General features: G+C 41.8%; 24 protein-coding genes. 9 read left to right on the top strand and 15 right to left on the bottom strand.

What is annotated here, in order from left to right; all coding sequences use genetic code 11:
• Window positions 1–46: 46 nt before the first annotated feature.
• Entirely contained in the window at window positions 47–754 is a 708-nt protein-coding gene (gene hutC, locus AB4128_RS18855; protein WP_372038658.1) for a histidine utilization repressor, read from the bottom strand.
• A gap of 226 nt (window positions 755–980) precedes the next feature.
• On the opposite strand from hutC, the gene hutI reads away from it, so the two are divergent.
• Together hutI and AB4128_RS18845 are read left to right on the top strand one after the other, a co-directional pair.
• Window positions 981–2,207: an imidazolonepropionase gene (gene hutI / locus AB4128_RS18850; RefSeq protein WP_372038620.1), complete on the top strand. Its 1,227-nt coding sequence runs from the start codon at window positions 981–983 to the stop codon at window positions 2,205–2,207.
• A gap of 174 nt (window positions 2,208–2,381) precedes the next feature.
• Window positions 2,382–2,753, top strand: coding sequence for a metalloregulator ArsR/SmtB family transcription factor (locus AB4128_RS18845; RefSeq protein WP_055024145.1), 372 nt, complete (start codon window positions 2,382–2,384; stop codon window positions 2,751–2,753).
• A 61-nt stretch (window positions 2,754–2,814) separates the two neighbouring features.
• Here AB4128_RS18845 and arrB read toward each other — a convergent pair whose 3' ends face one another.
• Both arrB and arrA read right to left on the bottom strand, forming a co-directional pair.
• The gene (arrB, locus tag AB4128_RS18840) at window positions 2,815–3,519 is read right to left on the bottom strand and encodes an arsenate respiratory reductase iron-sulfur subunit ArrB (protein WP_372038618.1); all 705 of its coding nucleotides are present in this window, start codon (window positions 3,517–3,519) and stop codon (window positions 2,815–2,817) included.
• An 11-nt stretch (window positions 3,520–3,530) separates the two neighbouring features.
• Window positions 3,531–6,092 (bottom strand): arsenate respiratory reductase molybdopterin-containing subunit ArrA, encoded by a 2,562-nt coding sequence (gene arrA / locus AB4128_RS18835; RefSeq protein ID WP_372038617.1) that lies wholly within the window; start codon window positions 6,090–6,092, stop codon window positions 3,531–3,533.
• A 376-nt stretch (window positions 6,093–6,468) separates the two neighbouring features.
• On the opposite strand from arrA, the gene AB4128_RS18830 reads away from it, so the two are divergent.
• Window positions 6,469–7,242 (top strand): DNA/RNA non-specific endonuclease, encoded by a 774-nt coding sequence (locus AB4128_RS18830; protein WP_055024143.1) that lies wholly within the window; start codon window positions 6,469–6,471, stop codon window positions 7,240–7,242.
• 97 nt (window positions 7,243–7,339) lie between these two features.
• On the opposite strand, the gene AB4128_RS18825 is transcribed toward AB4128_RS18830, so the two are convergent.
• Window positions 7,340–7,789 (bottom strand): dCMP deaminase family protein, encoded by a 450-nt coding sequence (locus AB4128_RS18825; protein WP_055024142.1) that lies wholly within the window; start codon window positions 7,787–7,789, stop codon window positions 7,340–7,342.
• Window positions 7,790–7,996: 207 nt separating this feature from the next.
• Between AB4128_RS18825 and mtnC the strand changes: the two genes are divergently transcribed.
• A complete protein-coding gene (mtnC, locus tag AB4128_RS18820) occupies window positions 7,997–8,680 on the top strand; it encodes an acireductone synthase (RefSeq protein ID WP_055024141.1) in 684 nt (227 codons plus the stop codon).
• Window positions 8,681–8,777: 97 nt separating this feature from the next.
• On the opposite strand, the gene AB4128_RS18815 is transcribed toward mtnC, so the two are convergent.
• The gene (locus AB4128_RS18815) at window positions 8,778–9,797 is read right to left on the bottom strand and encodes a Solitary outer membrane autotransporter beta-barrel domain (RefSeq protein WP_372038616.1); all 1,020 of its coding nucleotides are present in this window, start codon (window positions 9,795–9,797) and stop codon (window positions 8,778–8,780) included.
• Window positions 9,798–9,799: 2 nt separating this feature from the next.
• Window positions 9,800–11,047 (bottom strand): hypothetical protein, encoded by a 1,248-nt coding sequence (locus AB4128_RS18810; RefSeq protein ID WP_372038615.1) that lies wholly within the window; start codon window positions 11,045–11,047, stop codon window positions 9,800–9,802.
• 153 nt (window positions 11,048–11,200) lie between these two features.
• Here AB4128_RS18810 and AB4128_RS18805 point away from each other — a divergent pair, with 153 nt between their 5' ends.
• Window positions 11,201–11,635 carry a thioesterase family protein gene (locus tag AB4128_RS18805; protein ID WP_055024138.1) on the top strand — a complete coding sequence of 145 codons (435 nt, stop codon included), beginning with the start codon at window positions 11,201–11,203 and terminating at the stop codon, window positions 11,633–11,635.
• Between the two features lie 264 nt (window positions 11,636–11,899).
• On the opposite strand, the gene AB4128_RS18800 is transcribed toward AB4128_RS18805, so the two are convergent.
• The 9 genes from AB4128_RS18800 to AB4128_RS18760 form a co-directional block, all read right to left on the bottom strand.
• Complete coding sequence (locus tag AB4128_RS18800) at window positions 11,900–12,304, bottom strand: acyl-CoA thioesterase (RefSeq protein ID WP_372038614.1); 405 nt, start codon at window positions 12,302–12,304, stop codon at window positions 11,900–11,902.
• 103 nt (window positions 12,305–12,407) lie between these two features.
• A complete protein-coding gene (locus tag AB4128_RS18795) occupies window positions 12,408–13,196 on the bottom strand; it encodes a lipase family protein (RefSeq protein ID WP_372038613.1) in 789 nt (262 codons plus the stop codon).
• Between the two features lie 150 nt (window positions 13,197–13,346).
• Window positions 13,347–13,844: a hypothetical protein gene (locus AB4128_RS18790; protein WP_372038612.1), complete on the bottom strand. Its 498-nt coding sequence runs from the start codon at window positions 13,842–13,844 to the stop codon at window positions 13,347–13,349.
• Window positions 13,844–14,776, bottom strand: a complete 933-nt coding sequence (locus tag AB4128_RS18785; protein WP_372038611.1) for a hypothetical protein — start codon at window positions 14,774–14,776, stop codon at window positions 13,844–13,846. The genes AB4128_RS18790 and AB4128_RS18785 overlap by 1 nt, the downstream gene beginning before the upstream one ends.
• Window positions 14,777–14,931: 155 nt before the next feature.
• Window positions 14,932–15,570, bottom strand: coding sequence for a GyrI-like domain-containing protein (locus tag AB4128_RS18780; RefSeq protein ID WP_372038610.1), 639 nt, complete (start codon window positions 15,568–15,570; stop codon window positions 14,932–14,934).
• A gap of 141 nt (window positions 15,571–15,711) precedes the next feature.
• Window positions 15,712–17,511: a long-chain fatty acid--CoA ligase gene (locus AB4128_RS18775; RefSeq protein WP_372038609.1), complete on the bottom strand. Its 1,800-nt coding sequence runs from the start codon at window positions 17,509–17,511 to the stop codon at window positions 15,712–15,714.
• A gap of 117 nt (window positions 17,512–17,628) precedes the next feature.
• Window positions 17,629–18,954: a hypothetical protein gene (locus AB4128_RS18770; protein WP_372038608.1), complete on the bottom strand. Its 1,326-nt coding sequence runs from the start codon at window positions 18,952–18,954 to the stop codon at window positions 17,629–17,631.
• The gene (locus tag AB4128_RS18765; protein WP_372038607.1) at window positions 18,951–19,796 is read right to left on the bottom strand and encodes an ABC transporter ATP-binding protein; all 846 of its coding nucleotides are present in this window, start codon (window positions 19,794–19,796) and stop codon (window positions 18,951–18,953) included. Before AB4128_RS18765 ends, AB4128_RS18770 begins: the two co-directional genes overlap by 4 nt.
• A gap of 43 nt (window positions 19,797–19,839) precedes the next feature.
• A complete protein-coding gene (locus AB4128_RS18760; protein WP_055024132.1) occupies window positions 19,840–20,214 on the bottom strand; it encodes a GntR family transcriptional regulator in 375 nt (124 codons plus the stop codon).
• A 92-nt stretch (window positions 20,215–20,306) separates the two neighbouring features.
• Between AB4128_RS18760 and AB4128_RS18755 the strand changes: the two genes are divergently transcribed.
• The 4 genes from AB4128_RS18755 to AB4128_RS18740 all read left to right on the top strand — a co-directional run bounded on the left by AB4128_RS18755 (window position 20,307) and on the right by AB4128_RS18740 (window position 24,152).
• Window positions 20,307–21,857, top strand: coding sequence for an alpha/beta hydrolase (locus AB4128_RS18755; RefSeq protein ID WP_372038606.1), 1,551 nt, complete (start codon window positions 20,307–20,309; stop codon window positions 21,855–21,857).
• Window positions 21,858–21,859: 2 nt separating this feature from the next.
• Window positions 21,860–22,594, top strand: a complete 735-nt coding sequence (locus AB4128_RS18750; protein WP_055024131.1) for an ATP-binding cassette domain-containing protein — start codon at window positions 21,860–21,862, stop codon at window positions 22,592–22,594.
• 106 nt (window positions 22,595–22,700) lie between these two features.
• Window positions 22,701–23,849, top strand: coding sequence for an ABC transporter permease (locus tag AB4128_RS18745; RefSeq protein ID WP_372038605.1), 1,149 nt, complete (start codon window positions 22,701–22,703; stop codon window positions 23,847–23,849).
• 66 nt (window positions 23,850–23,915) lie between these two features.
• Window positions 23,916–24,152 (top strand): hypothetical protein, encoded by a 237-nt coding sequence (locus AB4128_RS18740; RefSeq protein ID WP_055024129.1) that lies wholly within the window; start codon window positions 23,916–23,918, stop codon window positions 24,150–24,152.
• Window positions 24,153–24,159 lie beyond the last annotated feature (7 nt).

Below are 24,159 nucleotides of genomic sequence, written 5' to 3'. Positions count from 1 at the left end.
CTCAAAGGTGCTAAAGCCTGACTTTTTTGTTTTTATAAATGACAATCTATCGGTTAAACGTTAAATGACCACCTAGTCTGAATTGACTGCCGGGGTGAGTTAATCGAGCAAAACTCACCACCCCTTTTCGAGACCAAGTGCGACGTAAAATTTGTAAGCAAGGTTCTGTAGGCTCAATGGCTAAACGCTGTTGGGTTTGCTCATTGGCAATAACGGCTTCAATGGTATGACGAGCTTCGGTTAAGGGAGCGACTTTAGATAAATACTCGTGAGGCGTAAGCAGATTGAAATCTTGTTTTAAATAATCGGGGATCATTTGCGGATTCACATAACGCTCTTCCACTTGCAAAGGTTTATCTTGTTCGCAATGCACCAAAACTGAATAAAATACTGGGCTGCCTTCTTCAAGCCCTAACGAGATAGCCACTGCACTGGGTGCACTTACTTGTGCCAATTCAAGTTGCTTAACACTGTAGCCATGCCCCCTGTCTTTAATCTCATCGGCAATATTGCGAATGGCTAATAGCGAAGACTGCGATTTAAGCCCCGCAACAAATGTACCTAAGCCTTGACTGCGCTCTAACACACCAGATTCAACTAACTCAGTTAACGCGCGGCGAGCTGTCATTCGGCTGCAACCCATTAACTCGGTTAACTGATTTTCAGATGGCACACGATCATTTTCTCGCCACTCGCCCGCTTCAATACGAGCTAGAATGTACTGCTTAATTTGTGCAAATTTTGCTAGAGCCATCGTCTTATCCATTTGAGTAAAATGTGTTGTAGTTGCACGCGCTAGAGGGTTATTAGTGGCAAGCGATAGGGTTTTCATGAGTAGAACTGCCTAAAACTTGCTTATTTTGGTGAATTAACCCACGTTACGATTAAAAACTCGGCGTTAACCTTACCTTGTATATACAAGTTAAAACAAGTATTGTTTTGCCTTAATCGAATAATTAATTTTACGCTCAGGAGTTGCCATGTCGTGGGACCACGTTTGGATTGACGTTAATATTGCTACTATGGATCCAGATAATTCAGCAGCTTATGGCGCTATCACTGATGCCGCTATTGCAGTTAAAGACGGCAAAATTGCTTGGCTTGGACCGCGCAAAGAATTACCTGACTTTGATGTATTTGATATGCCCGTATATCGTGGTCGTGGCGGATGGATAACCCCTGGCCTTATTGATGCCCATACTCATTTAGTGTTCGCAGGCAACCGTGCCAACGAGTTTGAAATGCGACTTGAAGGCGCAAGCTATGAAGATATTGCTCGTGCTGGAGGAGGTATCATTTCAACAGTTAATGCTTGCCGTGAAGCGGAAGACGCTGAATTATTCGATCTCGGCCGTCAACGCCTCAATGCTCTAGCCAAAGAAGGGGTGACGACAGTTGAGATTAAATCAGGCTACGGATTAAATACCGAGACTGAAGTGAAATTACTCAAGGTTGCACGTGAACTAGGGCGCAATCATCATGTCGATGTAAAAACAACTTTTCTTGGCGCTCATGCTATTCCACCAGAATATAAACATGATAATGAGGCCTATGTGGATCTCGTCATTAACGAGATGTTACCTGCCGTTATTGAACAAAATCTTGCTGATGCTGCTGATGTTTTTTGTGAAAACATTGCCTTCAACCTTGACCAAACAGAGCGAGTATTAACTGCCGCAAAAACGGCAGGCCTCGAAATAAAACTTCATGCCGAGCAACTGTCTAATATGGGCGGTTCGACGATGGCCGCTAAGTTGGGCGCAAAATCAGTCGATCATATTGAATACCTCGATGAAGCTGGCGTTAAAGCACTTGCAGAAAGTGGCACCTGCGCCACCTTGCTACCTGGAGCGTTTTATTTTCTGCGTGAAACGAAAATGCCACCGATTGAACTATTACGTCAATATAACGTGCCGATTGTGGTTGCTAGCGACTTTAACCCTGGCTCATCGCCTATTTGTTCCACCTTATTGATGTTGAACATGGCTTGCACTTTATTCAAACTCACTCCAGAAGAAGCATTAAAAGGAGTAACGGTAAACGCAGCTAAAGCGTTAGGAATAGAACAAAATGTTGGTATGCTTGTACAAGGTATGCAGGCCGATTTCTGTCTTTGGGATATTGCCACACCAGCTCAATTGGCCTACGCCTATGGAGTGAATCCGTGTAAAGATGTCGTCAAAAATGGTGTGCTAGTTCATCAATAATCCTGCATTAATATCAACATCTGAAGAGGGAATTAGTACTCCCTCTTATTGGGCTATAGTTGGTCTATAGTCGCTCTATAGGCTCACTACAACTCGCATCAGCTCAATATTTTTGAATTGACTAAATGGCTTAAAACTCATAAGGTGACCAAAATTTTTCAACCTGTTTAGACCATGACTTCTCAGCTAACACCCATTGGCCTTTTTAAATCTTTATCAGACCCAATACGTCTATCCATTGTGATGCTCTTAATTGCAGAAAAAGAGCTATGTGTGTGTGAATTTACCGAAGCACTAGATGAAATACAGCCTAAAATATCCCGTAATCTTGCTCTACTAAAAACAGCGGGTCTTGTGGTAAACCGTCGACAGGGACAATGGATTTATTATTCTATCAATACGCAGCTGCCATCTTGGGCAAAAACAGTATTATCAGAAACCTATAATGGCAATAAAGCACTGGTTGCAGGCCCGCTAGCAAAACTCAATTTAGTCGGTAAAAATGAAGATAGACCTCAAATATTATGTTGTGGTTCGACAAAATAAATAACAGAAAATACGAAAAAGAGAGGCTGGCGAACCTAGCATCTCTTTTTCTACAGTAACGTTAATACAGGGTTTTGACATTAAAGCTGCGAATGTAATACACATTCGGTTTAGTACCAGCATCAACATTCAATTGTTGTGAAGGGTTCATTTTTATCAAACGTGCCACCTCACTGGCTGGATCGTCAAAGTCTCCAAATACTCTTGCACCTGATGGGCATGCCGTCACACAAGCTGGGCTCAATCCCTTATCTAATCGATGATCACACAAGGTACACTTTTCAGTGGTTCTTCTTGGGCGAACTTCAGGATAGGTATCACCACGCTCAGGATTCATATACGGGAAGGTGTTAATATCCACCTTCTTCAATAACCCATGTGGTGATGCCGTAGCTCCAGCGATCAAGGCTTCATCATCTTGCCAATCACGGTGCGGTACTTGTTTGTTATAGCTAATCACGCCATATGGACAAGCACGTTCACACTTCCTGCAACCAATACATTTATCATTATCTTGCAGCGTTAATCCACGCTTGTCTTTATACATTGCACCTGTTGGACACACTTCAACACAGGCAGCATTAGTACAGTGATTACACATAGTTGGAATATAGCTGTACTTCACATCAGGGAAGCGCCCTTCTGTTTTAGTAATATGATCCGACCATTTGACGCCATCAGCAGTGTTATTTTCGGTTTTACAGGCTAAATCACAGCCACCGCAACCTACGCATTTTTGTAGGTCAATTACCATTCCGAGTCTCATAATCTCTTACCTCAGGCTTTTTTTACGTTAATGCGAATATGACCATAGAAAGCAGATGCCCCACTTAATCTGTCATATCTATCTGCGATGATGTCGTTGTTTGAACCACCTCTCGCTTCTTTACCAAATGTTTTGCTCGCATGGCGGCCATAAGCCCAATGCCCTTGACCAAAACATTTAGCCACAGTGCCAGGTCTCACTCCTTCCCAAAGCGCGACGGTACATGTCAGTTCACCTACAGGGCTGGTAACCACAATCGCATCACCGGTTTTAAGGCCGAGCTTTTCACCATCTATCGGGTTAATCTTTGCCGTGTCCTCGTTGGCAATATCCCCAGGATCGACATCTTTAAATTCATGGAACCATGATGTATTAGCTGAGCGGCCTTCTTTGCTTAAACGAGATTTTTGATCCACTAGCAGTAATGGATATTGTTTCTCGTCACCAAAGCGATAAGGATCTTCGTAATGCGGTACAAATACCTCTTTTCCTCTGGCATGGTAGTCACACGCTTTCATTACGTCATCAACACTGACGTGATGATTTTTTGCATGCTTGTTGAGGGCTTTCTCAAGGGTTTTACTGTAAAACTCAAACTTATGGGTTTCAGTTTTAAACTTACCCCAGCGGCTTTTCAGTTCATAAGGGTGACTATTCCACACGCCTTTATCGGTGAATTCTTTCCAAGACGTCATGTTGTCACCATATTTGGCAGCACCGTCAGTCCATAATGGTGACGTCACGTATTTCACCAATAGCTCACCAAAGTCTTTTTCAGTTTTTGCAGGCTGCTTCGTTTCTGGGTCCAGTAACTGCTCGTTGATATAACGCCAAGGCATATCAAACCCTTTATCAGCCAGTTTTTTTGCTAATAAATAAGGGATTTCTGACTCATCGTCTTTGGTATTCCATAAACGATCTATCGACGGTTGCTGTACCGATACTTGATGGACACCATTACCAATAGAATCCAATACGCCCCACTTTTCAAACATATGATGGTTAGCAGGTAATATGATGTCTGCAAACCAACTGAATTCTGAAATATTGGTGGTCACATGAGCCATAAAGTCGAGTTGGCTTAATGCTTCATTCCAACGCTGGCCTTCAGGTGATGAGAAATTAAAGTTGTTGAAGTATGCCAACATGACTTTAATGTCATACGGATCAGCACTTAGCATGCCGTTAGGCGTATTGCTGGTGACAACACCACCGCCTGGCTTACCTTTTTTAAGCGCAGGAAACGCTAAGGTGCCACGCTGGTCAATTTTAGGGTGCTTAACCCCTTTTTTTGCCACCGCATCAAGGTAAGGTTTCGAATCAGGGAAGCTCTTATTCAGCTTGATTTTATTAGCAGGGAATAAACCGCCTTTATTATCAATACCACCAAATAAACCATTTAATGCATGACAAGCAAGTGAAGTGTAAGTACCACGGGTGTGCATAACAGCACCACGAGATGTCCACACTTGTACTGCGGGGGCCGCTTTACCCATATCGCGCGCAATATTGATAATGGTATCAGCAGGAATATTAGTGACAGACTCTGCCCACTCAGGAGTGTAATCTTTTAAGCTGATGTTCCACCAATCAACCACGCCATGAGTATGTAGCTCATTAAATGCAGCATCAACGTATTGACCCGCAATAAACTGGTTTTGCTTATTAGCAAAATCCCCCACAAACGGCTTATGCCACAGACCTTCAACCAAGGCAACATGGGCAATGGCTAAGGCTAGTACACTGTCTTGGGCAGGTTCAATTGGGATCCACTTATGTGCCTTACTGGCTGATACTGACAAACGAGGATCGACGACCACAACTTTAGCGCTATCTAATGCTGCGCCCCATGTCTTTGAGTAGTATGAAACTTGACGGTTACTCGCAATGGGGTCAGCACCAAATGAAAGAATAAATTTGGTATTTTCAACATCGTACTGGTTGTAGCCCCAGTTACCATCTTGATAGTAAGGCCCCATTTTATGGGCTTCTGCACAAATTGAACTGTGAGAGATATTATTCGGTGAACCAATCATCTGAGTAAGATGCTTATACATCAGTTCATTGATATGAGAATAGCGTCCACGAAGTAAGGCGTATTTATGAGATTCATCTGCGGCTCTTAGAGCAAGGATTTTATCTGCAAGTAAATCTAATGCCTTATCCCACGAAATAGGCTTAAACATTGGATCATGCTCTTTACCCTTTTTAGGGTTGGTTCGCATAAGTGGTGTTTTTACCCGATCTGGGTCATACACTTGTTGAAGACTTAAATGCTGTCTAGGGCAACTCGCTTCACCATGTACTTTTGAATTAACATTTCCTCGTATTTTTACTGCTCTGCCATCCATTACATACACTTGTTTAGCACACCAAGAAGTACAGCCTTGGCAGGTTGTGCCGACCCACTGACCTGTACCAGTCACTGTATCAGCAGCTGGTAACTCATGCTCAATTCCCTTCATCACAGGTTCAATTGAACTCGAACTACTACATCCGATCCCAGACAGTGCAGCACCTGCCACCGAGGTTTTTAATAACGCTCTTCTACCTGTATCTACTTTATTGCTCATCTCAATCCCCTTTGAACACAACACATATGATGAACCATATATATAACTATTCATATATATACATTTGTAAATACTTTTTGAAAAGATATATCTAAGGAGGTAGTTCACAGTTTTAAAAATAATCAAAATTAATGCGACCTAAGTAATAAAATCGTCATAATTTTCTGATTTTTTTCTAATGAAAAAGTCGATGCTAATACATTTTTTGCTTAACCATTAACCATAAATAGACACGTAAAATAACGGGTTACTTTACGATTCATAAATTCACAGCTTAACCCCTAGCACTCACTTTCTTAAAAACGTCACACCTTTGTCATACCTATCTGCACAGAACATTAGCGTCAACTTATCTACTATTTTAAAAGGACTAAAAATGAGGATATTTTTCTTACTTGGTGCATTACTGATTAGTCATACAGCATTCGCGGCTGATAATTGCAGTCGCTACGGTTGTCCCAGTGGTGCTGCATCAAATAACGATCTGATTAATCGTGCTATATATACAATGAGTAATAACCGCACGACTAAATTTGCCGACTGGGTAGCTTATAAAGTCACCCCAAACAGTATTGATGGACCAAGTCGCTCACGCAGTTGGAAATCAGACCCCAATATAGCTAGCGCTTATACGCTAGAAGCCAGTGATTACAAAGATGCGCATGCAATATTACAGACTGACAGAGGCCATCAAGTGCCTCTAGCAAGCTTTAGTAATACCAGTTCGTGGAGCCAAACAAATTATTTATCAAATATCACTCCGCAAAGTTCTAATTTAAACCAAGGCCCATGGGTCAGACTGGAAACAGCGGTTCGCAACTTAGCCCGAAGTGGAAAGCAAGTTTATGTCGTCACTGGTCCATTATATGAATATTACTTTGGTACGCTGCCTCAAGCCGACGAAAACCATCGAATCCCTTCGGGGTACTTTAAAGTTGTCGCAACGATTAGTCATTCAGGATACGTCAAAGCAAGCGGATTTATCATGGAGCAAAATAGTGGGCGTAATGATTATTACTGCAATAAAGAAGTCACGATAGACCAAGTTGAATCAAGAACTGGACTCAATATATTGCCTGGGATGTCGAACAGTAAAGCTTACGCTGTTGAATCAAAATTGGGAGGGATTAGCGCCGATATCGGCTGTTAATCAGTATAGATATTAACACTTGAGCTTGCTTTAAAGCCTAATAAAATGCCGACATTTGTCGGCATTAATCATCTAAAAACGCTACAAGCCAAATTGATTACTCGTCTTTTAATGCATCAACAGGTAACCAATTCACTTTAACACCTGCTTGCAAAAACATATCTTGGCTAATTTTAATTTTATCGCCCCAGCGAGATAAGAAATCTTGGCTTTGCTCTGGGCAATATACCCCAGTAATCCCTGTTTGAATGATCTTTGCAGCACAATTAGGACACGGGAAATGGGTCACCCAAATATCGCAGCCATCAAGATCACGCTTAGCAAATAAAATCGCATTCTCTTCTGCGTGCAAGGTCTTGAGTAACTTCATATCACGATCATCAGTTTCAGCGCTGTCAGAAATCCCATGGGGATAACCATTAAAACCGACAGAAACAATCCGATTATGCTTAGTGATCACCGCACCCACTTGAGTTGACGGATCTTTACTCCATGATCCTACAAGCTCAGCCATCTGAAAAAATCGTTTTGCCCATTTTGAAATCATAGCGGCTCCCCTTTTGCTTGCTGAGTGTGAACTTGGCTTTTATCTATTCATAATACCTAAAGTTAGCAACATTGGCAGCAAATTACAGTGGAATATCATTGATTTGAGTATTCCTCTACTTTGTTATTACAAATTGACTAGCCATCAGACCTAATAAAGCTTAGGATCTTGAGCAAGCACATTTAAGGATTGGAGTACGTAGACACTATGGGTATTAGAGCGATTATCGTAGATACAGCTGGCACCACGACTGATCTAGATTTTATTCACGATGTACTATTCCCTTATTCAAAAAAAGCCATGGGCGATTTTCTGAGTAAGAATCAACATAACCCATTGGTTGAATACTGTATTAGTGACGTACGTGATCTTGCTTTAGAACAAGACGCCTCTATCGAACGTGTTACAGAAATCCTGTCACAGTGGATTGATGAAGACCGTAAAGCGACACCACTTAAGACCCTTCAAGGGCTAATTTGGAAACAGGGATACGCTAGTGGTGAATTTACTGGTCATATCTACCCGGATTTTATCGATGCGATTCCACGAATTGAAGCGGCAAACATCCGTATTTACAGTTTCTCTTCTGGCTCAGCTGAAGCGCAAAAAATGCTATTCAGTCACAGCGATGCAGGTGATTTAACACCTAAATTCAGCGGTCATTTTGATACCCGTACGGGTAACAAGTTAGATAAACAAGCTTACTGTAATATTCTTAATACCGTGAGCTTAAGTCCTAAACAAGTCTTGTTTATCTCTGATGTGATTGAAGAGTTAAAAGCCGCTGACGCAGCAGGGTTACATACTTGCCAAATGGTGCGTTTTGACAATCAAAAAACCGCTAAGTTTGCACAAATTAGCGATTTCTCGGCTTTACCTATTGATTGCTAAGCCTGCAAATTCAGCGTTGTAACCCATACGCGCTTAACGCCTAATAAAAAACGACCCAAAGGTCGTTTTTTATTATCTGGCACATAACTCTAGTGGGTTAAATCTCTTCATTAAAAAGCAACACCACACTGCCGCCACTTAACACGCTATCAATATTCACCGTCACACCAATACCAATGTTGGTTAACCATGATGATAAAGACGGCGTTTCAACGAGCCAACCTAAACCCGTTTCATAATAATGATTGGTTCCCATGCTATCGACTGCATCACCGGTCAAGTCTATTCGCTTAAATAAAAAGCGCATTTCATTGCGATAACTCATCAGCTCAGGCAGTGGGTAATGATAAATAAATGTATTACTAAAACGGCCAACATGGGGAGTACCTGTTTGTTCAGGTGAGTCTGCATTGACGATATTGCCAAAAGCGTAATTAACACGGCTTATAAACTGCCACTTATTTTCCCAAAGCGTACCTTGATAATGTAATTCAAGCGTAGGATCTACCATCCAGGCATCGTAAGAAGTATTAAATACCTCACCATCAAAGTCTTGACGCAGTCCCTCAAGTGCTGGGCTATAGTCAAAATGATTTCGATACCAAATATAATGACCACCTAGGCCAAGCTGCAACCACCAATTCGAAGATAACTCATACCGCCAGCGCTGCTCAGCAGATAATAGATAACTCTTTTCATCGAGCTTTTCAGTCATGTTCGCTTGATCAGAGAGCTGTAAAGATTGTTTCGAATTAATAAATGATAACTTCACAAAGCTGGCCGTTTGCCAATCAGGTGATAGCTCAAGCCAATTGCTTTCCCAAGGGATTGAGTAAACACTTAATTCCTTGCGGCGTTGAATGGATTCTTTAGACCCAGTATCGATATTATCCAGATCCACAATGTTACTGGGATCAAAATTGACAACCCCTAAGGTCACTAAGCCCGCATCCGACAACACAATCGCAGTTGCAATGTTGCCTTTAGTGATGTCACTTAAACTTTGATCCACTGTGATATCCGTATTGGCAAAAGCTAAATGACTTATGAGTGCAAGAAAGCAACTAAAGCCCCAGCGAATAACCATAGGCGAATTACTGGTGCTGAACATTTTCATGGCTAACTCTTTGCTGGAAATGCGGGTGAAACACAAGCTTTAACCAAAAACTCGTAACCATAACGACTAGCTTTTGCGTCAGTGGGGGTAATTTCTAAAATCTCATAGTCATTTAACTCAATCACTTTACTATTCAATTGAGACTCACAGCGAGAAAATTGATTACCCTCAAAATAATAAATAAAATTGGCAATCGTCATTCTTACCATCAAGCGATAACTCTCTCGAATAATATCGTAACGTCGCTCAGCCGCTTCATCTGCCCCAACACTCAAACGCTTCACTTCGTTTTGCTGCACTTGTTTAATTGATTGTTGAACCGCATCCTCAATCACCTTTTGAGTGCTCGAGGCCATATCTGGAGGAGTATCTTCGTTAGAAGTTGCAGTCACAGAATCAGGCATAGGTGCTGGCTCAGTAGAGCTAAGGTTTTCTATGTCATTATTCTCAGCAGCTAAAGTTGTTTCAGCCTCTCCCTTAGCCTCTCCCTTAGCCTCTCCCTCAGCATTAGCTTCGACAATTTTCGCACCAACGGCTGAGAGCTTTTGCAAACCCGCATCAATATCTTCAGGTTTTTCACCTGTTTCCTCTTCTAACAATTTGATCATTTTTGCTCTGGGATCACTACTTTCAAAGGTGTTTTCAATATCACTTAATAAATACAGGTTAGCTAACACCACATACGCCAATATCATTCGTAGCAATATCGTGCGTTTTCGATAATGCTCACTATTAGTAAAACGTATAGATTTAACGCCAAGCAAGCTAAGTACTGGCATCAATACAAAATAAATTGGGATGACAGCTTGCAGCAGCATTAAGGCGACGCCGCTCACCAATACGAACCATACAGGCATATACAACAAAATCACTAAATTGTGGGTATAAGTTAAATGATCCGCATCAACACCTGAAACTTCATTAACGACAGAGGCTGCCCACACCAACGAAAAGTTAGCAATAATGGCGTAAAACAGCAGCAGAAAGGCTTTCCCTGCCAAGCTATGCCAAGTCTTAGAAAACAATGGCCAAAACTCAATCATCATTGCAATCATGGCAATGATCCCCACCATAGTCACTCCATCGGTGGTAAACATCAAAAGGAAGGCGATGAAGTACAGCTTTTGTGCCACTGTTAACTTATTGATGACGGATTTAAGATAGCCCAATATTGCGCTTGGCAAACTTGCTAATGTGATTCCCGGTTTATACAAAAGCTGCATAAGGCGAGGATAATTTATTGATTTCAATCGATGCATTCCATAGCAAAACATTGTTTAACATCATCAAAACATATTGCTCTTTTGATAGCAAAATATTCCCAGCTTGTTGAAGCCTTCATTGCCTGTTACTCTGAATAAAAATCAAACAAGCGTTTAACTTTAAAAGGGACAGCCAATACAATGGAACAGTTTATTCAGCAGCATTCAATTATCACTGAAATTCCAGTGGCATGGGGCGAAATGGACGCATTAAACCATGTCAATAACGTGGTGTATTTTCGTTACTTTGAAACCGCAAGAATCGATTTTTTCAGCCAAATTAATATGATGGACGATCTTGCTAAGACATCCATAGGCCCAGTACTCAGCGAGACTCATGCTCGCTATAAACGCCCAGTCACCTTTCCAGACACCTTGCTAGTCAGTGTCAGCATCAGTGATATTCAACAAGATCGTTTTGTCATGCATTACCGTATTTTCAGTAAAGCGCAACAAGCAGTGACAACAACGGGAACGGCTAACGTAGTGATGTTTAACTTTAAAACAGGTCAAAAAGCCACTTTAACGCCTGAGCTATTAGATGCCCTCAAGCAGCACGCTGAACCGAGTGAGTAGCTATTGGGTAGCTATTGGGTCGTTATTAGGTGGTTATTAGATAGTTATTGGGTACTTATCGAGTAATCATCGAGTAAAGCTTCAATCGTCACCGAATAAATTGCGAAGAAAAGCCGCATAACATCACTGTTAATGCGGCTCTTTAAATTTGATTCAACTTGCTTTAGCTATAACAACCCAACACTGTAACTGCCCAAGCTTTGTGTTGCCACGATATTGATCAGTGACACCTGATAACGAGAAATCAAATCTGCAATTGCGTTATCACTCACCCGTTAAGGCAGCAAGCTGCACCTTAACCTCATCCAACATTGGTTGACTCTTTTCCGTCTGATAGTTGTAATGCACCATAGTGGTTTTCGCTTCTGCAGTTTGGCGGCCATTTTGCCAACAGCTTTGTGCAATTTCAAAACTACTGTTACCTACTCGGCTAATGTGAGTCTTGACTGTCACGTCAGTGCCATAAAAAGTCGGCGCATTAAAGACAATATTAAATCCCGCAATAATCATGTTCCATTTAGTTAGATCTTGCCCTGGATTAACAATATCAAACACAGGATCTCGTGCGGCCTCAAACCACACTGGAATGACGGTATTATTGATATGCCCTAAGGCATCGGTTTCACAAAACCTTGGGGTAAGGTTTAGGCTAAACTGGGTGTCTGACACAGAGGAAGTCCTTTTATTATTGTTATTATCTCGCCAGCAATATCGCTAAAGTTGGCGTCTACGATCAGCAATAGCTTAAGCTACCACACCAGCAGAGTCACCCTTAAATATCATCAAAAAAATCTTTATTACGAATGTACTTATGCATGTAATGAAAAGCAAACGGCGACACAATCCAGCTTACAAAGCTCATCAAAAAGCGTTTTATCGGCGGCGTATTTTCATAGATACGTTCGTTATGCAGCCAGAGCATTTTACCCACATGAAAGAAAATACCCGGAAGAGGCGGCAAAAAAGTCACTACGTCGATATCACAGCAAATACGATAAGTACGCCGTTGTAATAAATACGCTTTTTGGAAACTCTTAAAACCAGGAGAAGGCTGGCCAAAGGTCACCACACGTTTAATTGAGTTCGGGTATAAGCGCTCTAATCTGTCAGCGGCTAAAATTGCCATTGAGCCGCCTGAAGAGTGCCCTGTCAGGGATATTCTTTTACCCGCTACAATCAATGGGTATAACACCATCTGCAGTTGAGAAAACAAACTGATATTGGGATCGTAATGAGGCGGGTTCGGATTGGTTTTCTGCTCTAATAAATAATCATATCCAGCATGGACATTATACTTAGTATCAGCAAACTGTTTGGCTTTAGGCCAGCACTGGCAGTTTATCAGCCACTCATTCATGGTTTGAGAACCGCGAAATACCACCAGCACTTCTTTTTTATCTTCACGCCACAAAATACGTGCGCAAACGTTACCCCAGCGATTGGCAATTTCACGATAATGCTCATGAGAAAAACCTAGCTTTTCAGGCGAAAAGTCATCTCGATAAGTGACTTTGCATAACACAGCATAACGTTCATATTGATAGCGTTTAAGTTTTTTCAAAGTAGCAAGTTCAGTTAGGCAAACTGAATTGAGGATAAAGCCCTTTTATGACACTACTGTGATGCGATAATTGAGAGGTTAAAGCTATATAGAGTAAGAGAACAAAAAACTTACCACTCCTTTTCATTAAGTTATCTATGGTTTAAGCAATTATTTCATCTTTGAATTAGATGCTTTTATCTCCGCTTCTAACTCGGCTAAGGCTTCTTTACGATCTTCTACTGCATCAAACTGGTACTGGACAAAAATTTGGTAGTGTTTGTTATTTAGGGCCCAAAAAGTTAATAGCGCACAAGCCATGCCTAGAAAATAGATTGGAATTGATTGCTTTTGTGAGTCCATGAGTAAAACTGACGGTAAAAAGATAATGAATAGAACTGTAAGATAATACTTGAACATTGTCGCTGCAAAGAAAGAGCCTCTGGTAACAGCAAAATTAAACCCACAAAAAATAATTGTTGTGACAAGCAGGTAAAGTAACTCTCCCTCTATTGAGAAGTTCAAATAAAACCTAAGAATAATATAATTAAGAGTTCCAATCGAAAACAACATCGACATTGTTGATAACAGAAAAGCTAAAATCGATTTGGTAGGGGGTAGTAACCCGACGATATCATTATCACTTTTAGGGACATTACTTGGTTTCATCAGTCCATAACCTCTTCGTATATTCCCACAGCTAAAGTTTTAATTGTTCCTGACATCGCACTTCCAGTAAAACTTAATGAGGCACCAACAGCATCTCTTAACTGCAATCGAAATGCATCTGTAATTTGAATCCCTGTATACTTTTTAACCACACCTTTTCTACTTAAAGACTTTATGAGGCGTCCTGAAGCCCCTGGAATGTTAAGTCGAGCAATTTCTTGGTTTAATCTTCTTCGTTCAGGCCTAGATAGCCCTTTCAATATTTCTATAGAACTCTTTGAAGTACTTAACTTCATCATTTTAATAGTTTTAATGGTCGCTACAGATGCTGCTCCAGCACCAGCTAAAGATACTAAATCAATCGCTGTCGCTGTATTTGTATACCATTCTTGCGAATCTAAATAATCGTTCATTTCAGGATTGTTTACTTCATTAAGCGATCTATATAAACCATTAAGACATTGAGCAGAGCTAGCAGCTGAAGCGCCGACAGCTAAATAAGTAATAGCAGCGCTCGTACCACCAGTTAAAGGTACTGCTGCACTGCTACCTAATACAACAGTCCACCCAATAACCGCTGCACCACAACTTAATACTGTACCTGCAACTTCGGATACCAGCCTAGACTCTCGAATATTACCTTGACTCCCTTTTAGGTGCGCAGCAAAAGACGATTGGTTCATTTGAGCTGGGGGCTCTCGCAAAATGATTTTGATAGGATTAATCTGGCATATCGCTTCAAATTTACGCAGCTCGACAATATTAAATTTACTGTCGATATACACAACTCCTGCTCCGGTAAGGCCTTGTATTGCGTCAATTCTGGCAAATAGGGTTTTGAAATCAATTTCTGCATTAAGTCGCGAGCTTAACTGATTTTCATAAAAAGATTGGGTGCTTGATTTAAAAAGTGATTGTCCATTTGCCGACATTCTTATGGGTCCTTCCATTTAGAATTTTGAAATGCCTATTGTACTGCCCGCCTTCTTATTGACAATTATTATAAAGTATTAGGAATTGAACTTTATACTCGCAATGGGTGTAACATTGCCTAAACGACTATTAATAAATTCTGTTCTTTTTCATGTTATGTAGAATAAGGCTGTCTAATCACTGTTTTCCAATTCTCGGGCGCTGCACGGCGAATATCGGATAAATAGATCTCGTGATGTTTCCCTGACAAAGTAAAGCCAGCTGATTCAATATAATCATGTACTTTAGCCACGGTTGGGCCTTCTTCTGAAAAGGGGCCAACATGCAGAATTTGCGCGCATTGCCCTTCACTAAAGGATTCATATCGCACTAAATCAATCGCCGCTAATGACTTTTTCTGCTTCACTTTCCTTATTGCTTCAATCACTAGTTTTTTATCCACAAGCTCTGGCTGCATGATCATCATAGTCCATTGCCAGTTATGTTTATTATCATTGATAAAGTCATCCATGTCGTCAGCCCACCACAAGCCTTCAAGCGGAAGCACGCCATAATCAATCGCAGTAGCTCCTTTTTTGATCATAAACTTAATCGTATAAGCAACCGAGTACAGTGCTTCAATTGCTTGCTGATATTGCTCACTCCCAGGTTCACCTTTGCCATCGACCATCAAATAATACATAGACGGCACATCCACTGTCGTCACTTGCTTTTTAGAAGGAAGATAAAGGTGTTTTAACTGTTTTTTATAATCTACTTTTTCCATTATCCACTCAAAATTAGCACGATTCATACGTCCATTATGACGCTCAAGGTTATCCAATACCAAGAATGATTTTTAAAATAGCGCCATAAAAAAGGACACCCTGAGGTGCCCTTAAATTCAATCAATCATCAACATTTAATAATAAAGTTTAATGAATTCACATATCACTTAGTATGAAGTGCCATACATGGCGTTAATTTCAGTTTCATACTTTGAGTAAATCTTCTTACGACGCAGTTTCATGGTTGGGGTAATTAAGCCCGACTCCATCGAAAAGGCTTCTGGCAGTAAGGTAAATTTCTTAATTTTCTCAAATCCCGCTAGCTCGTGTTGTAGCTCTTTCAAACGTTGCTCAAAATGCTCTACCACTTGGCTATGGCGTAACAGTTCTATTGGGTTTTCAAACTTAATCTCATGTTCTTTAGCCCAAGATTCAAGTGATTCAAACGCAGGTACAATTAACGCCGATACATAGTTACGGGCATCTGCCACAATCGCCACTTGTTCGATGAACGGACAACAGCTCACTTTACCTTCAACACGTTGCGGTGCGATGTATTTACCGTTCGAGGTTTTCATCAGCTCTTTAATGCGGTCGGTAATGTATAGGTTACCTTCAGCATCTAACATGCCTGCATCACCAGTTTTTAACCAACCATCTTCAAACGCTTCTTCAGTATCTTGTGGACGGTTAAAGTAACCACGCATCACAGTGTCACCACGTACTAAAATTTCGTTATTAGCACCGATTTTCACTTCCATAGCACTCAGTGGTTTACCGTTTGAACCTGATACACGGTTATCAAGGGTATTACAGGTAACAGTTGCACAGGTTTCTGTCATGCCGTATCCACAAAGGATTGGTACGCCAATACTGTGGAAAAAGCCGCCAACATTGACATCTAACGCAGCGCCGCCAACAGGCATAAACTTAAGGCGACCGCCTAATACATTCTGTAATTTACTGAATACTAATTTGTTGGCCAGCTTCCACTGCACAGATAATGCGGTGCTGGCTTTTTTACGGCCTTGATTCACTTCAAATTGACGCGAACCTACACCAATAGCCCAGTTAAATAACTTTTGGCGAATGGCTGGTGCACTATTAACTTTGTCATGCACAGCGCTATACACTTTTTCTAAAAAGCGTGGCACGACACATAAGGTATGCGGGCGAACTTCAGCAATCGCCTCTTTAACGCGGTTGGTATCAGCAAGGTAAACATTATGACCACCACGACACAATACATAGAAACTCCAACCACGTTCAAACACATGGCTAAGTGGTAAGAATGCCAATGAGACATCACCCGCTTTAAAAGCAATTTCTGTATCGTGTTGTTCGATCATCGAGGCAATATTACGATAATCCAGCATTACACCTTTAGGATCGCCAGTCGTACCAGAGGTATAAATAAGGGTGAGTAAGTCATCAAGATTAGTTTGCGATAAACGCAGCTCAAGTTCAGCTTCGCTTGCAGGCGTTGTCTCTGCAATCAGGATATCGTCAAAATGGAAATGCTCATCTGAGGCCAACTTAACATTGCTGTCAAATACCACGACATGCTCAACAGTTGGACACTGTGCTTGGATTTTACATGCTGTTGCGTATTGACTCTCATCACCTGCAAAAATGACTTTAGCGCGGGCATCATTAACGATGAAAACAGCTTGTTCCATTGGGCTTGTTGGGTAAACAGGTACGACTACGTTTCGTGCTTTAAGTGCGCCAATATCTGCACATGTCCATTGTGGGCTGTTTTGCGCAACGATAACCACTTTGTCTTGGGCTTGCAGACCGAAATCAATTAACAGCTGTGCCACTTTATTAGTAATAGTATCAAATTGGCTCCATGAAACTTTGTTCCAAGGGGCTGCCATCTCAAATCCTTCGAGTGCGATGTTATCTTCTAATGCTGTGCTTTGCTGCTGTAGAAGTCTGACTAAATGAAATTGTTCGAGAGACATTAATAATTACCTTTTAGCTTACAAGTGTTCCGCTTTTTGGCATTCTACTTTAAGCCATACAGAAAAATAAGAGTTTTTAGTCTAAATTAGCGTCAATTCACAGATTATCGCTACATTTTACAAACTGGCAACACCATTTTTCCATAGTTTGTGTTTGCTGATAACGAGTAAAAGCCCCATTAACAGCAGTAACCCGAGATCTCCCCAGTAATAGCTGGCAGTTATCATGCCTTGTTCTCGCAAGTCCACTAACGAGGTCGAAAGCCAAACTGAATGAACAATCACAATCAGCATGGTTAAACTAATTTGTAATACTGAGCGGCTCATTGCACCCAATGCTAATGCCATACCTGAAGCCCAAATCGTACTGGCGACGATATGTAAGCCTGCCAATAAGGTCATCTGTGCATTAAATAATGCCGACACCAATGTGATGACAGTAATGATACTCAGCACAATGACCAATAAATGAAGCTGTGATTTAAAAAATTGATCAACTAATCCACGTTTTCCGCTAAAGGTCGGTAGCATAAATAAGGTTTCAGCTGCGCGCCAACGTTGCACACGTGTCCAGTGAATTAAACTGCACACCATAATCAACATTTGCGATAACACCATAATCACAGGGACTTCTGCATTAAAATAAGCTGACAGTAAAATAGCGATAATGCTTAATATCGGTAATACCAGCAGTAACATCCCTAGCATAGGACCAATAAAATAACTGGCGGGGTGCAATAACTGGGTTAATTTTATAAACCAGCGATTCTGCCCTGCAATAGGGCCGATCATCCAACCGGTTTCTAACCCATTTAAGTAAATACTGCGGGCATGAGGGGTCCAACTAAAGCGTTGCAGTTTTCTATAAATTAATGCCCCTAATACCACTGGCAATAACGCTAAGAAGTGGCCAACCTCAACAGGTAAAGAGGCTATTACCTCAGGTAAGATAGGCAGAAAAACAAAAACAAAAACGGAAAAGTTAAAGCGTTGAGGTCGATTCAAACACGCAAGAATAAAACCCATTCCAACGCTAAGATAAGCTAACAAAAAACCAATATTGATTGGCTGCGGGCTAAGCAATAAAACACTGATGCAAGTTAACATCATCACGATAAACACGAGTGCGGCTTGCTGCTTTACTCGTTGGTAATATCCAGGAATTAACACGCCTTGCTCATTGGCCGACAGTTTGATGAACTGCCAGGCAATTGCCACTGAAATAGACAAAATACACATGCCTAGAGCAATACTAATTACGTCAACTTGTTCAGGTTTACTAATGATTGCCAGTACAGCAAGACCGATCCCCAATAGCGCTACCAGCAAAAAGCTTACACTACCAAAATCACGACACCACAATGAATAAAATCCATTAAGGCACTGCTTTACGCCGATGGATTCAGGTGATCGTTTTGTCGAGTTCACATGGGAATGATTCATCGATGTAATTCCATGAATAATTGATCCAAATTTAAGGAGCTAACTTGAGTTGAACCGGGTATTTCAAGTTGATTTTTATTATCCACCAGCACCTGTTGTTGATGACGGTTTAATACTTTAACCCCTTGCGGCAGCGTTTGGTTTTCGCCTAGATGAACTAAACTCACCTCTTCACGCAATGCATCAATTTCTTTAAATAGCACCAACTCACCGCGTTTAATCAATGCAACATGACTTGCCACTCGCTCTATATCTGAGGTGATGTGAGATGAAAATAACACAGCAGAACCTGACTCTAAGGCCAATTCGAATAAATCCCCCATGAATTGACGACGTACAATGGGATCTAAACTCGCTACTGGTTCATCGAGCATAAGCAATTGCGGACGGTAAGCCATTGCCATAATCAAGGCTAATGATTGTCGCTGCCCAACCGAGAGCTTTTGCACTTGTTGTTTAGGGTCAAGGCCAAATCGCTCAAGCCACTCTGTTTGTAAACGTTTATCCCATTGCGGATAAAAGCTACTGTGTAACTCTAACGCGCTCGCAATAGTAAAACCTTCGTAACCAAATGGTTGCTGAGGTACATAGCCAATTTTAGCTTTCGCTTGAATAGATAGGGATGCAGCAGGCTCGCCTAAAGTTGAAATACTACCAGACTCAATATCAACAATGCCTAATGCAGCACGCATTAACGTCGATTTACCCGCACCATTTTGACCTAATAAGCCTACGACCATGCCAGCTGACAAGCTAAAACTTAACTGTTTAAGCACCACATTATCGTCAAAACACTTGTCGACTTGGTTGAATTCTAAAATTGCCTCAGTACTGATATCCATTTAACGTATTCCTTGTTAACTTACTGCTGTTATGGCTTTTTTATTATTGTTTCCACTGAGTTGCCACTAACGCTTGCAACTCCTCAAGGCTGATACCTAATTGCTTTGCTTGATTGATTAGATCAAGTGCTTGGGGGACAAGTAATTGCGGACCCGACGTGTCATCGTTAGATTGCCTGTTCGCGACTCGAGTAGGTTGGCCACGACGACGTTCAAGCCAACCTTGCTCTACTAATTGTTGAATCGCTCGTGACACTGTCATTGGATTAACCGCTAGGTGCTCAGCAAGTTGTCTCACCGAAGGCAACACTTGGTCCACTTGTAATTGGCCACCCACAATTAACCGTACAATTTGCTCATGCAATTGTCGGTAAATGGGTTCGCCACTACTGGGGTTGACTTTTATTAGTTCTAGCATTAGCCTTTACTTACTGTATTAATACATTGATACACCGATACACTAATGTTAAGTTACCACAATCATCCTGAAATGCAAAAAGGAAAGATGTAATGAACATCGGAAAAGTTATGTTGCAAGGAACCTATAACAAGGTAAGCAATGCCCGTTGGCTGACAACAAAATCAAAGCTGATAAGCGCCGTTCAAGTTGGTTTACTGTCTATGATGAGCTTATCTGCTGCGGCAGATGAAAGCACTGTTGCTATTGAACAAGCATCACTTTCAGCGTGTTATGTTGATGGTTTATCTGAGCAAGTGCAGTGCGGCTCATTATTAGTGGCTGAAAATCCAGCCAAGCCTGGTGGCAAGAAAATCACCGTTCATTACGCTGTATTACCAGCGATTAAACCCAGCTTTAAAAAACAAGCCATGCTTGCCATTGCTGGCGGACCAGGACAATCAGCCATTGAAAATGCCGCAGGGTTTGACCGCGTACTGGCTAAAGTCCGTCAAGATCGCGACATTTTATTGATTGACCAACGTGGGACTGGGCAATCTAATATCTTGGCCTGTGATGATGACGATATGTCAGTGCTATCGTTTAATGATGACGATATGGACTATGTGAAAGACACTCAAGCCTGCTTAGATGAAATAGATGCTGATGTCACGCAATATGGCAGCTTAACGGCGTTAACTGACTTTGAAGCGATTCGCCAACACTTAGGTTATGAAAAACTGCATTTATATGGTGTATCTTACGGTACCCGCATGGCGCAGCTATATATGCGTGAACATCCAAATGCGATTGCCACCGTGACTTTAGATGGTGTTGTACCAATGCAGCAAAGTGTTATCGCTATTGGTGAAGCCATCGATAGAGGCTACGGCCTTCTCTTTAAAGACTGTCAGCAAAACAGTTTATGCGGTCAGCAATTCCCGGATCTTGAACAAGATTTTATCTCTGTCGATAATCAGTTAGCTGAATCCCCAGTCAAGACACAAGTACGCGATCCACAAACTGATGAGCTAACCAGCTTTTTGCTGACTCGAGGTAAATTTAACGGTGCGATTAGAATGGCGCTATACATGCCCAACATTCGCTCGTTAACGCCCCATGCAATTCATCAAGCCGCTTTGGGGAACTACCAACCCATATTAGGCATTTACACCTTAACCTCAGATAGCACAGGTATCGCCATGGGAATGCACGCCTCTGTGGTTTGTGGCGAAGATATTCATCGCATCACAACAAGCATGCGCGAACAAGCGCAAGACTCTTACATGGGACGCACCATGATAGAAGGACTAGAGGCAACGTGCAGCGTGTGGAATATGCCGCAAGTAGATAACAGCTTTAGCGATGCTATCGCAAGTGACATTCCTACCCTCTTGCTTTCAGGCGAGCTAGATCCTGCAACGCCACCAAGCTGGGGCGATATGGCCACAGAAAAACTCACTAATGCTAAACATTTTGTCTCTGAATTTGCTACCCATGGCGTGGCTTATCAAAGCTGCGGTAACGATCTCATCGCAGATTTAGTTAGCAGTGGCTCGATAGATAACATTGACGGTAAATGCTTAGAAAAGGATGTTCGTAGAAGTTTTTACTTAAATGCCAACTCAGTTGAAACCCTTTCAGCTGCCGCTGAGGAAGAATAATCATGATTACTGTATCAAATTTATCGAAAAAAATTGGCGACGTACAAGCACTGGATAACCTCAGCTTTAGTGCTCATGACGGTCATATTACTGGACTACTTGGCCCAAATGGCGCGGGTAAAACCACCTGTCTACGAACAGTGTTTGGCTTATTAGCGGCAGATGAAGGCCACGCCGAAATCGATGGTATTGATGTTGCCAAAGAGCCAACAAAAGCAAAAGCACAATTGGGCTTATTCCCAGACCCATTTGGTTTATATGAGCGATTATCGCCAAGAGAATACATTAGCTATTTTGCCGAACTCAGCGGCATGTCAAAGGCTGACGCTAAACAAGCAACAGCCAATGTCATCGCGCAATTAAAACTCGAAGATATTGCCGACCGCCGATGTAAAGGTTTCTCACAAGGGCAACGCATGAAAACTGCATTAGCCCAAGCGATAGTGCACCAGCCAACCAACATCATTTTAGACGAGCCAACACGTGGCTTAGATGTCATGAGTACCAGGTTACTGCGAGATATTTTGATTGAGCTTAAAAAAGCAGGCCATTGCGTGTTGTTTTCAAGCCATGTGATGCAAGAAGTGGCCGCTTTATGTGACCAAGTCATCGTGATGGCCAACGGTAAAGTGGTTGCCACAGGTAGTCCAGAAGAGCTTTGCCAACAAACGGGTGAAACCTCACTGGAAGAAGCCTTTATTAAACTCATCGGTACTGACGAAGGGATCGCAGCCTAATGAATAAGCCTGTCATTATAACTGCAATGGTGTCGATACCATTGCCATACCCATTGACGACTAAGTTTAGTCAAGTGTTATCGACTAACGAAGGGATCTCAATCTCATGAAAACAATTATAGCGATGGTTCGCAAAGAACTGATTGATGCCATGCGTGATAAGCGCTCTGTCATGGCGGGTCTTTACTACGCAATCGGTACACCTTTATTAATGTGCGGTATGTTCATGGTATTAATCGGACAGCTGTCGACCCCTGAAGATCTTAATATCAAGATCACCAATGCCGACAACGCGCCTGATCTAGTCCGATTCTTAAATAATCGCGGCATTAACGCTTCAACTGACGAAGGGGTTGCAGCTAAAGATGTCAAAGATATCGAGCTCATCATCAGTGACGATTACGCAGCGCACATGGCGAAAGCCAAGCCTGCTGAGATCACCTTAATCGCCGATAACTCAAATGAAAAGCTACAGCAATCCATTCGCAGAGTTGAAAACCAACTTCAAGCCTACAGCGGTGAAATGGGCAGCTTACGCCTCATTGCACGTGGGATTAACCCTGCTGTTGTGCAGCCAATTAAAGTGGTAGTAGAAGATCGAGCAACGCCAGACTCTAAAGGCGGCTTTATTTTAGGAATTGCCATTTTCACCATGATTTATTCGGTGTTTATCTCAGGCATGAATCTAGCTATTGATACCAGTGCGGGTGAACGTGAACGTAATTCATTAGCACTGCTGTTAAGCCACCCTATTAGTACGCGCCAATTAGTACTAGGTAAAATCATTGCAGTCACCTGCTTTGCATTGCTGGGCTTATTGCTGATTTTAATCGTGTCTAAATTTGCCTACACCTTTGTGCCTTGGCAAGAGCTTGGCTTTAGCGTAAATATTTCGCCAGACTTTATGGGGCTAATGCTATTTATTGGCATTCCACTCGCCATTATGGCGGCGACCCTACAATTGTTTGTGTCATTTATGGCCAAAACATTTAAAGAGGCTCAGTCCTATCTCACCATGGTACTGTTTGTGCCGCTCGCCTTATCAATGGCAGCGAGCTACAACATTGCACCCGATGTACTGGAATGGTTACCTGTTTCAGGCCAGCAGCAAGCCCTAATGGCCTTTATTAAAGGTCGTGAAATCCCAATGCTGCAATTACTGGTGTCATCTGCAGCCACACTGGTACTGTCAATTGCACTTGCATTTGGTTTAGAAAAACTGCTGAAAAGTGAAAAAGTGGTATTTGGTTTGTAGCCTATGACCTCGGACTGGTTCAACCCACCTTGAACCAGTCCACTCAATCTAGACAAGGAGTCCATCATGGAACAAGAATACGCAATCTTAGCATTAGTCATCATCATCACCGTGGGCACCACTGCCACAGAAATGTTTAAGCATTATGTAAAGTCAAAAACGAGCAACTTAGCGGATAACCATAGCCATGAGTTAGACGCGCTACGCCAGCAAAATAACGAGCTCAAGCAACGTATTGCCACGCTAGAGAAAATTGTCACTGAGCCAGAGTATGATTTAAAGCAGCAAATTAACTCACTTTAATTGGCAC

The organism is Shewanella sp. 10N.286.52.A9 (assembly GCF_041468985.1).
Taxonomy (GTDB): domain Bacteria; phylum Pseudomonadota; class Gammaproteobacteria; order Enterobacterales; family Shewanellaceae; genus Shewanella; species Shewanella japonica.
Note: the sequence above shows the minus strand (reverse complement) of the source record. Positions and strands in the feature narration are given on the sequence as shown.

Excerpts from the sequence above, each read along its gene's own strand:
- hutC (WP_372038658.1), bottom strand. The coding sequence starts at position 754 with ATGGCTCTAGCAAAATTTGCACAAATTAAGCAGTACATTCTAGCTCGT.
- hutI (WP_372038620.1), top strand. The coding sequence starts at position 981 with ATGTCGTGGGACCACGTTTGGATTGACGTTAATATTGCTACTATGGAT.
- AB4128_RS18845 (WP_055024145.1), top strand. The coding sequence starts at position 2,382 with ATGACTTCTCAGCTAACACCCATTGGCCTTTTTAAATCTTTATCAGAC.
- arrB (WP_372038618.1), bottom strand. The coding sequence starts at position 3,519 with ATGAGACTCGGAATGGTAATTGACCTACAAAAATGCGTAGGTTGCGGT.
- arrA (WP_372038617.1), bottom strand. The coding sequence starts at position 6,092 with ATGAGCAATAAAGTAGATACAGGTAGAAGAGCGTTATTAAAAACCTCG.
- AB4128_RS18830 (WP_055024143.1), top strand. The coding sequence starts at position 6,469 with ATGAGGATATTTTTCTTACTTGGTGCATTACTGATTAGTCATACAGCA.
- AB4128_RS18825 (WP_055024142.1), bottom strand. The coding sequence starts at position 7,789 with ATGATTTCAAAATGGGCAAAACGATTTTTTCAGATGGCTGAGCTTGTA.
- mtnC (WP_055024141.1), top strand. The coding sequence starts at position 7,997 with ATGGGTATTAGAGCGATTATCGTAGATACAGCTGGCACCACGACTGAT.
- AB4128_RS18815 (WP_372038616.1), bottom strand. The coding sequence starts at position 9,797 with ATGAAAATGTTCAGCACCAGTAATTCGCCTATGGTTATTCGCTGGGGC.
- AB4128_RS18805 (WP_055024138.1), top strand. The coding sequence starts at position 11,201 with ATGGAACAGTTTATTCAGCAGCATTCAATTATCACTGAAATTCCAGTG.
- AB4128_RS18790 (WP_372038612.1), bottom strand. The coding sequence starts at position 13,844 with ATGAAACCAAGTAATGTCCCTAAAAGTGATAATGATATCGTCGGGTTA.
- AB4128_RS18785 (WP_372038611.1), bottom strand. The coding sequence starts at position 14,776 with ATGTCGGCAAATGGACAATCACTTTTTAAATCAAGCACCCAATCTTTT.
- AB4128_RS18780 (WP_372038610.1), bottom strand. The coding sequence starts at position 15,570 with ATGAATCGTGCTAATTTTGAGTGGATAATGGAAAAAGTAGATTATAAA.
- AB4128_RS18775 (WP_372038609.1), bottom strand. The coding sequence starts at position 17,511 with ATGTCTCTCGAACAATTTCATTTAGTCAGACTTCTACAGCAGCAAAGC.
- AB4128_RS18770 (WP_372038608.1), bottom strand. The coding sequence starts at position 18,954 with ATGAATCATTCCCATGTGAACTCGACAAAACGATCACCTGAATCCATC.
- AB4128_RS18765 (WP_372038607.1), bottom strand. The coding sequence starts at position 19,796 with ATGGATATCAGTACTGAGGCAATTTTAGAATTCAACCAAGTCGACAAG.
- AB4128_RS18760 (WP_055024132.1), bottom strand. The coding sequence starts at position 20,214 with ATGCTAGAACTAATAAAAGTCAACCCCAGTAGTGGCGAACCCATTTAC.
- AB4128_RS18755 (WP_372038606.1), top strand. The coding sequence starts at position 20,307 with ATGAACATCGGAAAAGTTATGTTGCAAGGAACCTATAACAAGGTAAGC.
- AB4128_RS18750 (WP_055024131.1), top strand. The coding sequence starts at position 21,860 with ATGATTACTGTATCAAATTTATCGAAAAAAATTGGCGACGTACAAGCA.
- AB4128_RS18745 (WP_372038605.1), top strand. The coding sequence starts at position 22,701 with ATGAAAACAATTATAGCGATGGTTCGCAAAGAACTGATTGATGCCATG.
- AB4128_RS18740 (WP_055024129.1), top strand. The coding sequence starts at position 23,916 with ATGGAACAAGAATACGCAATCTTAGCATTAGTCATCATCATCACCGTG.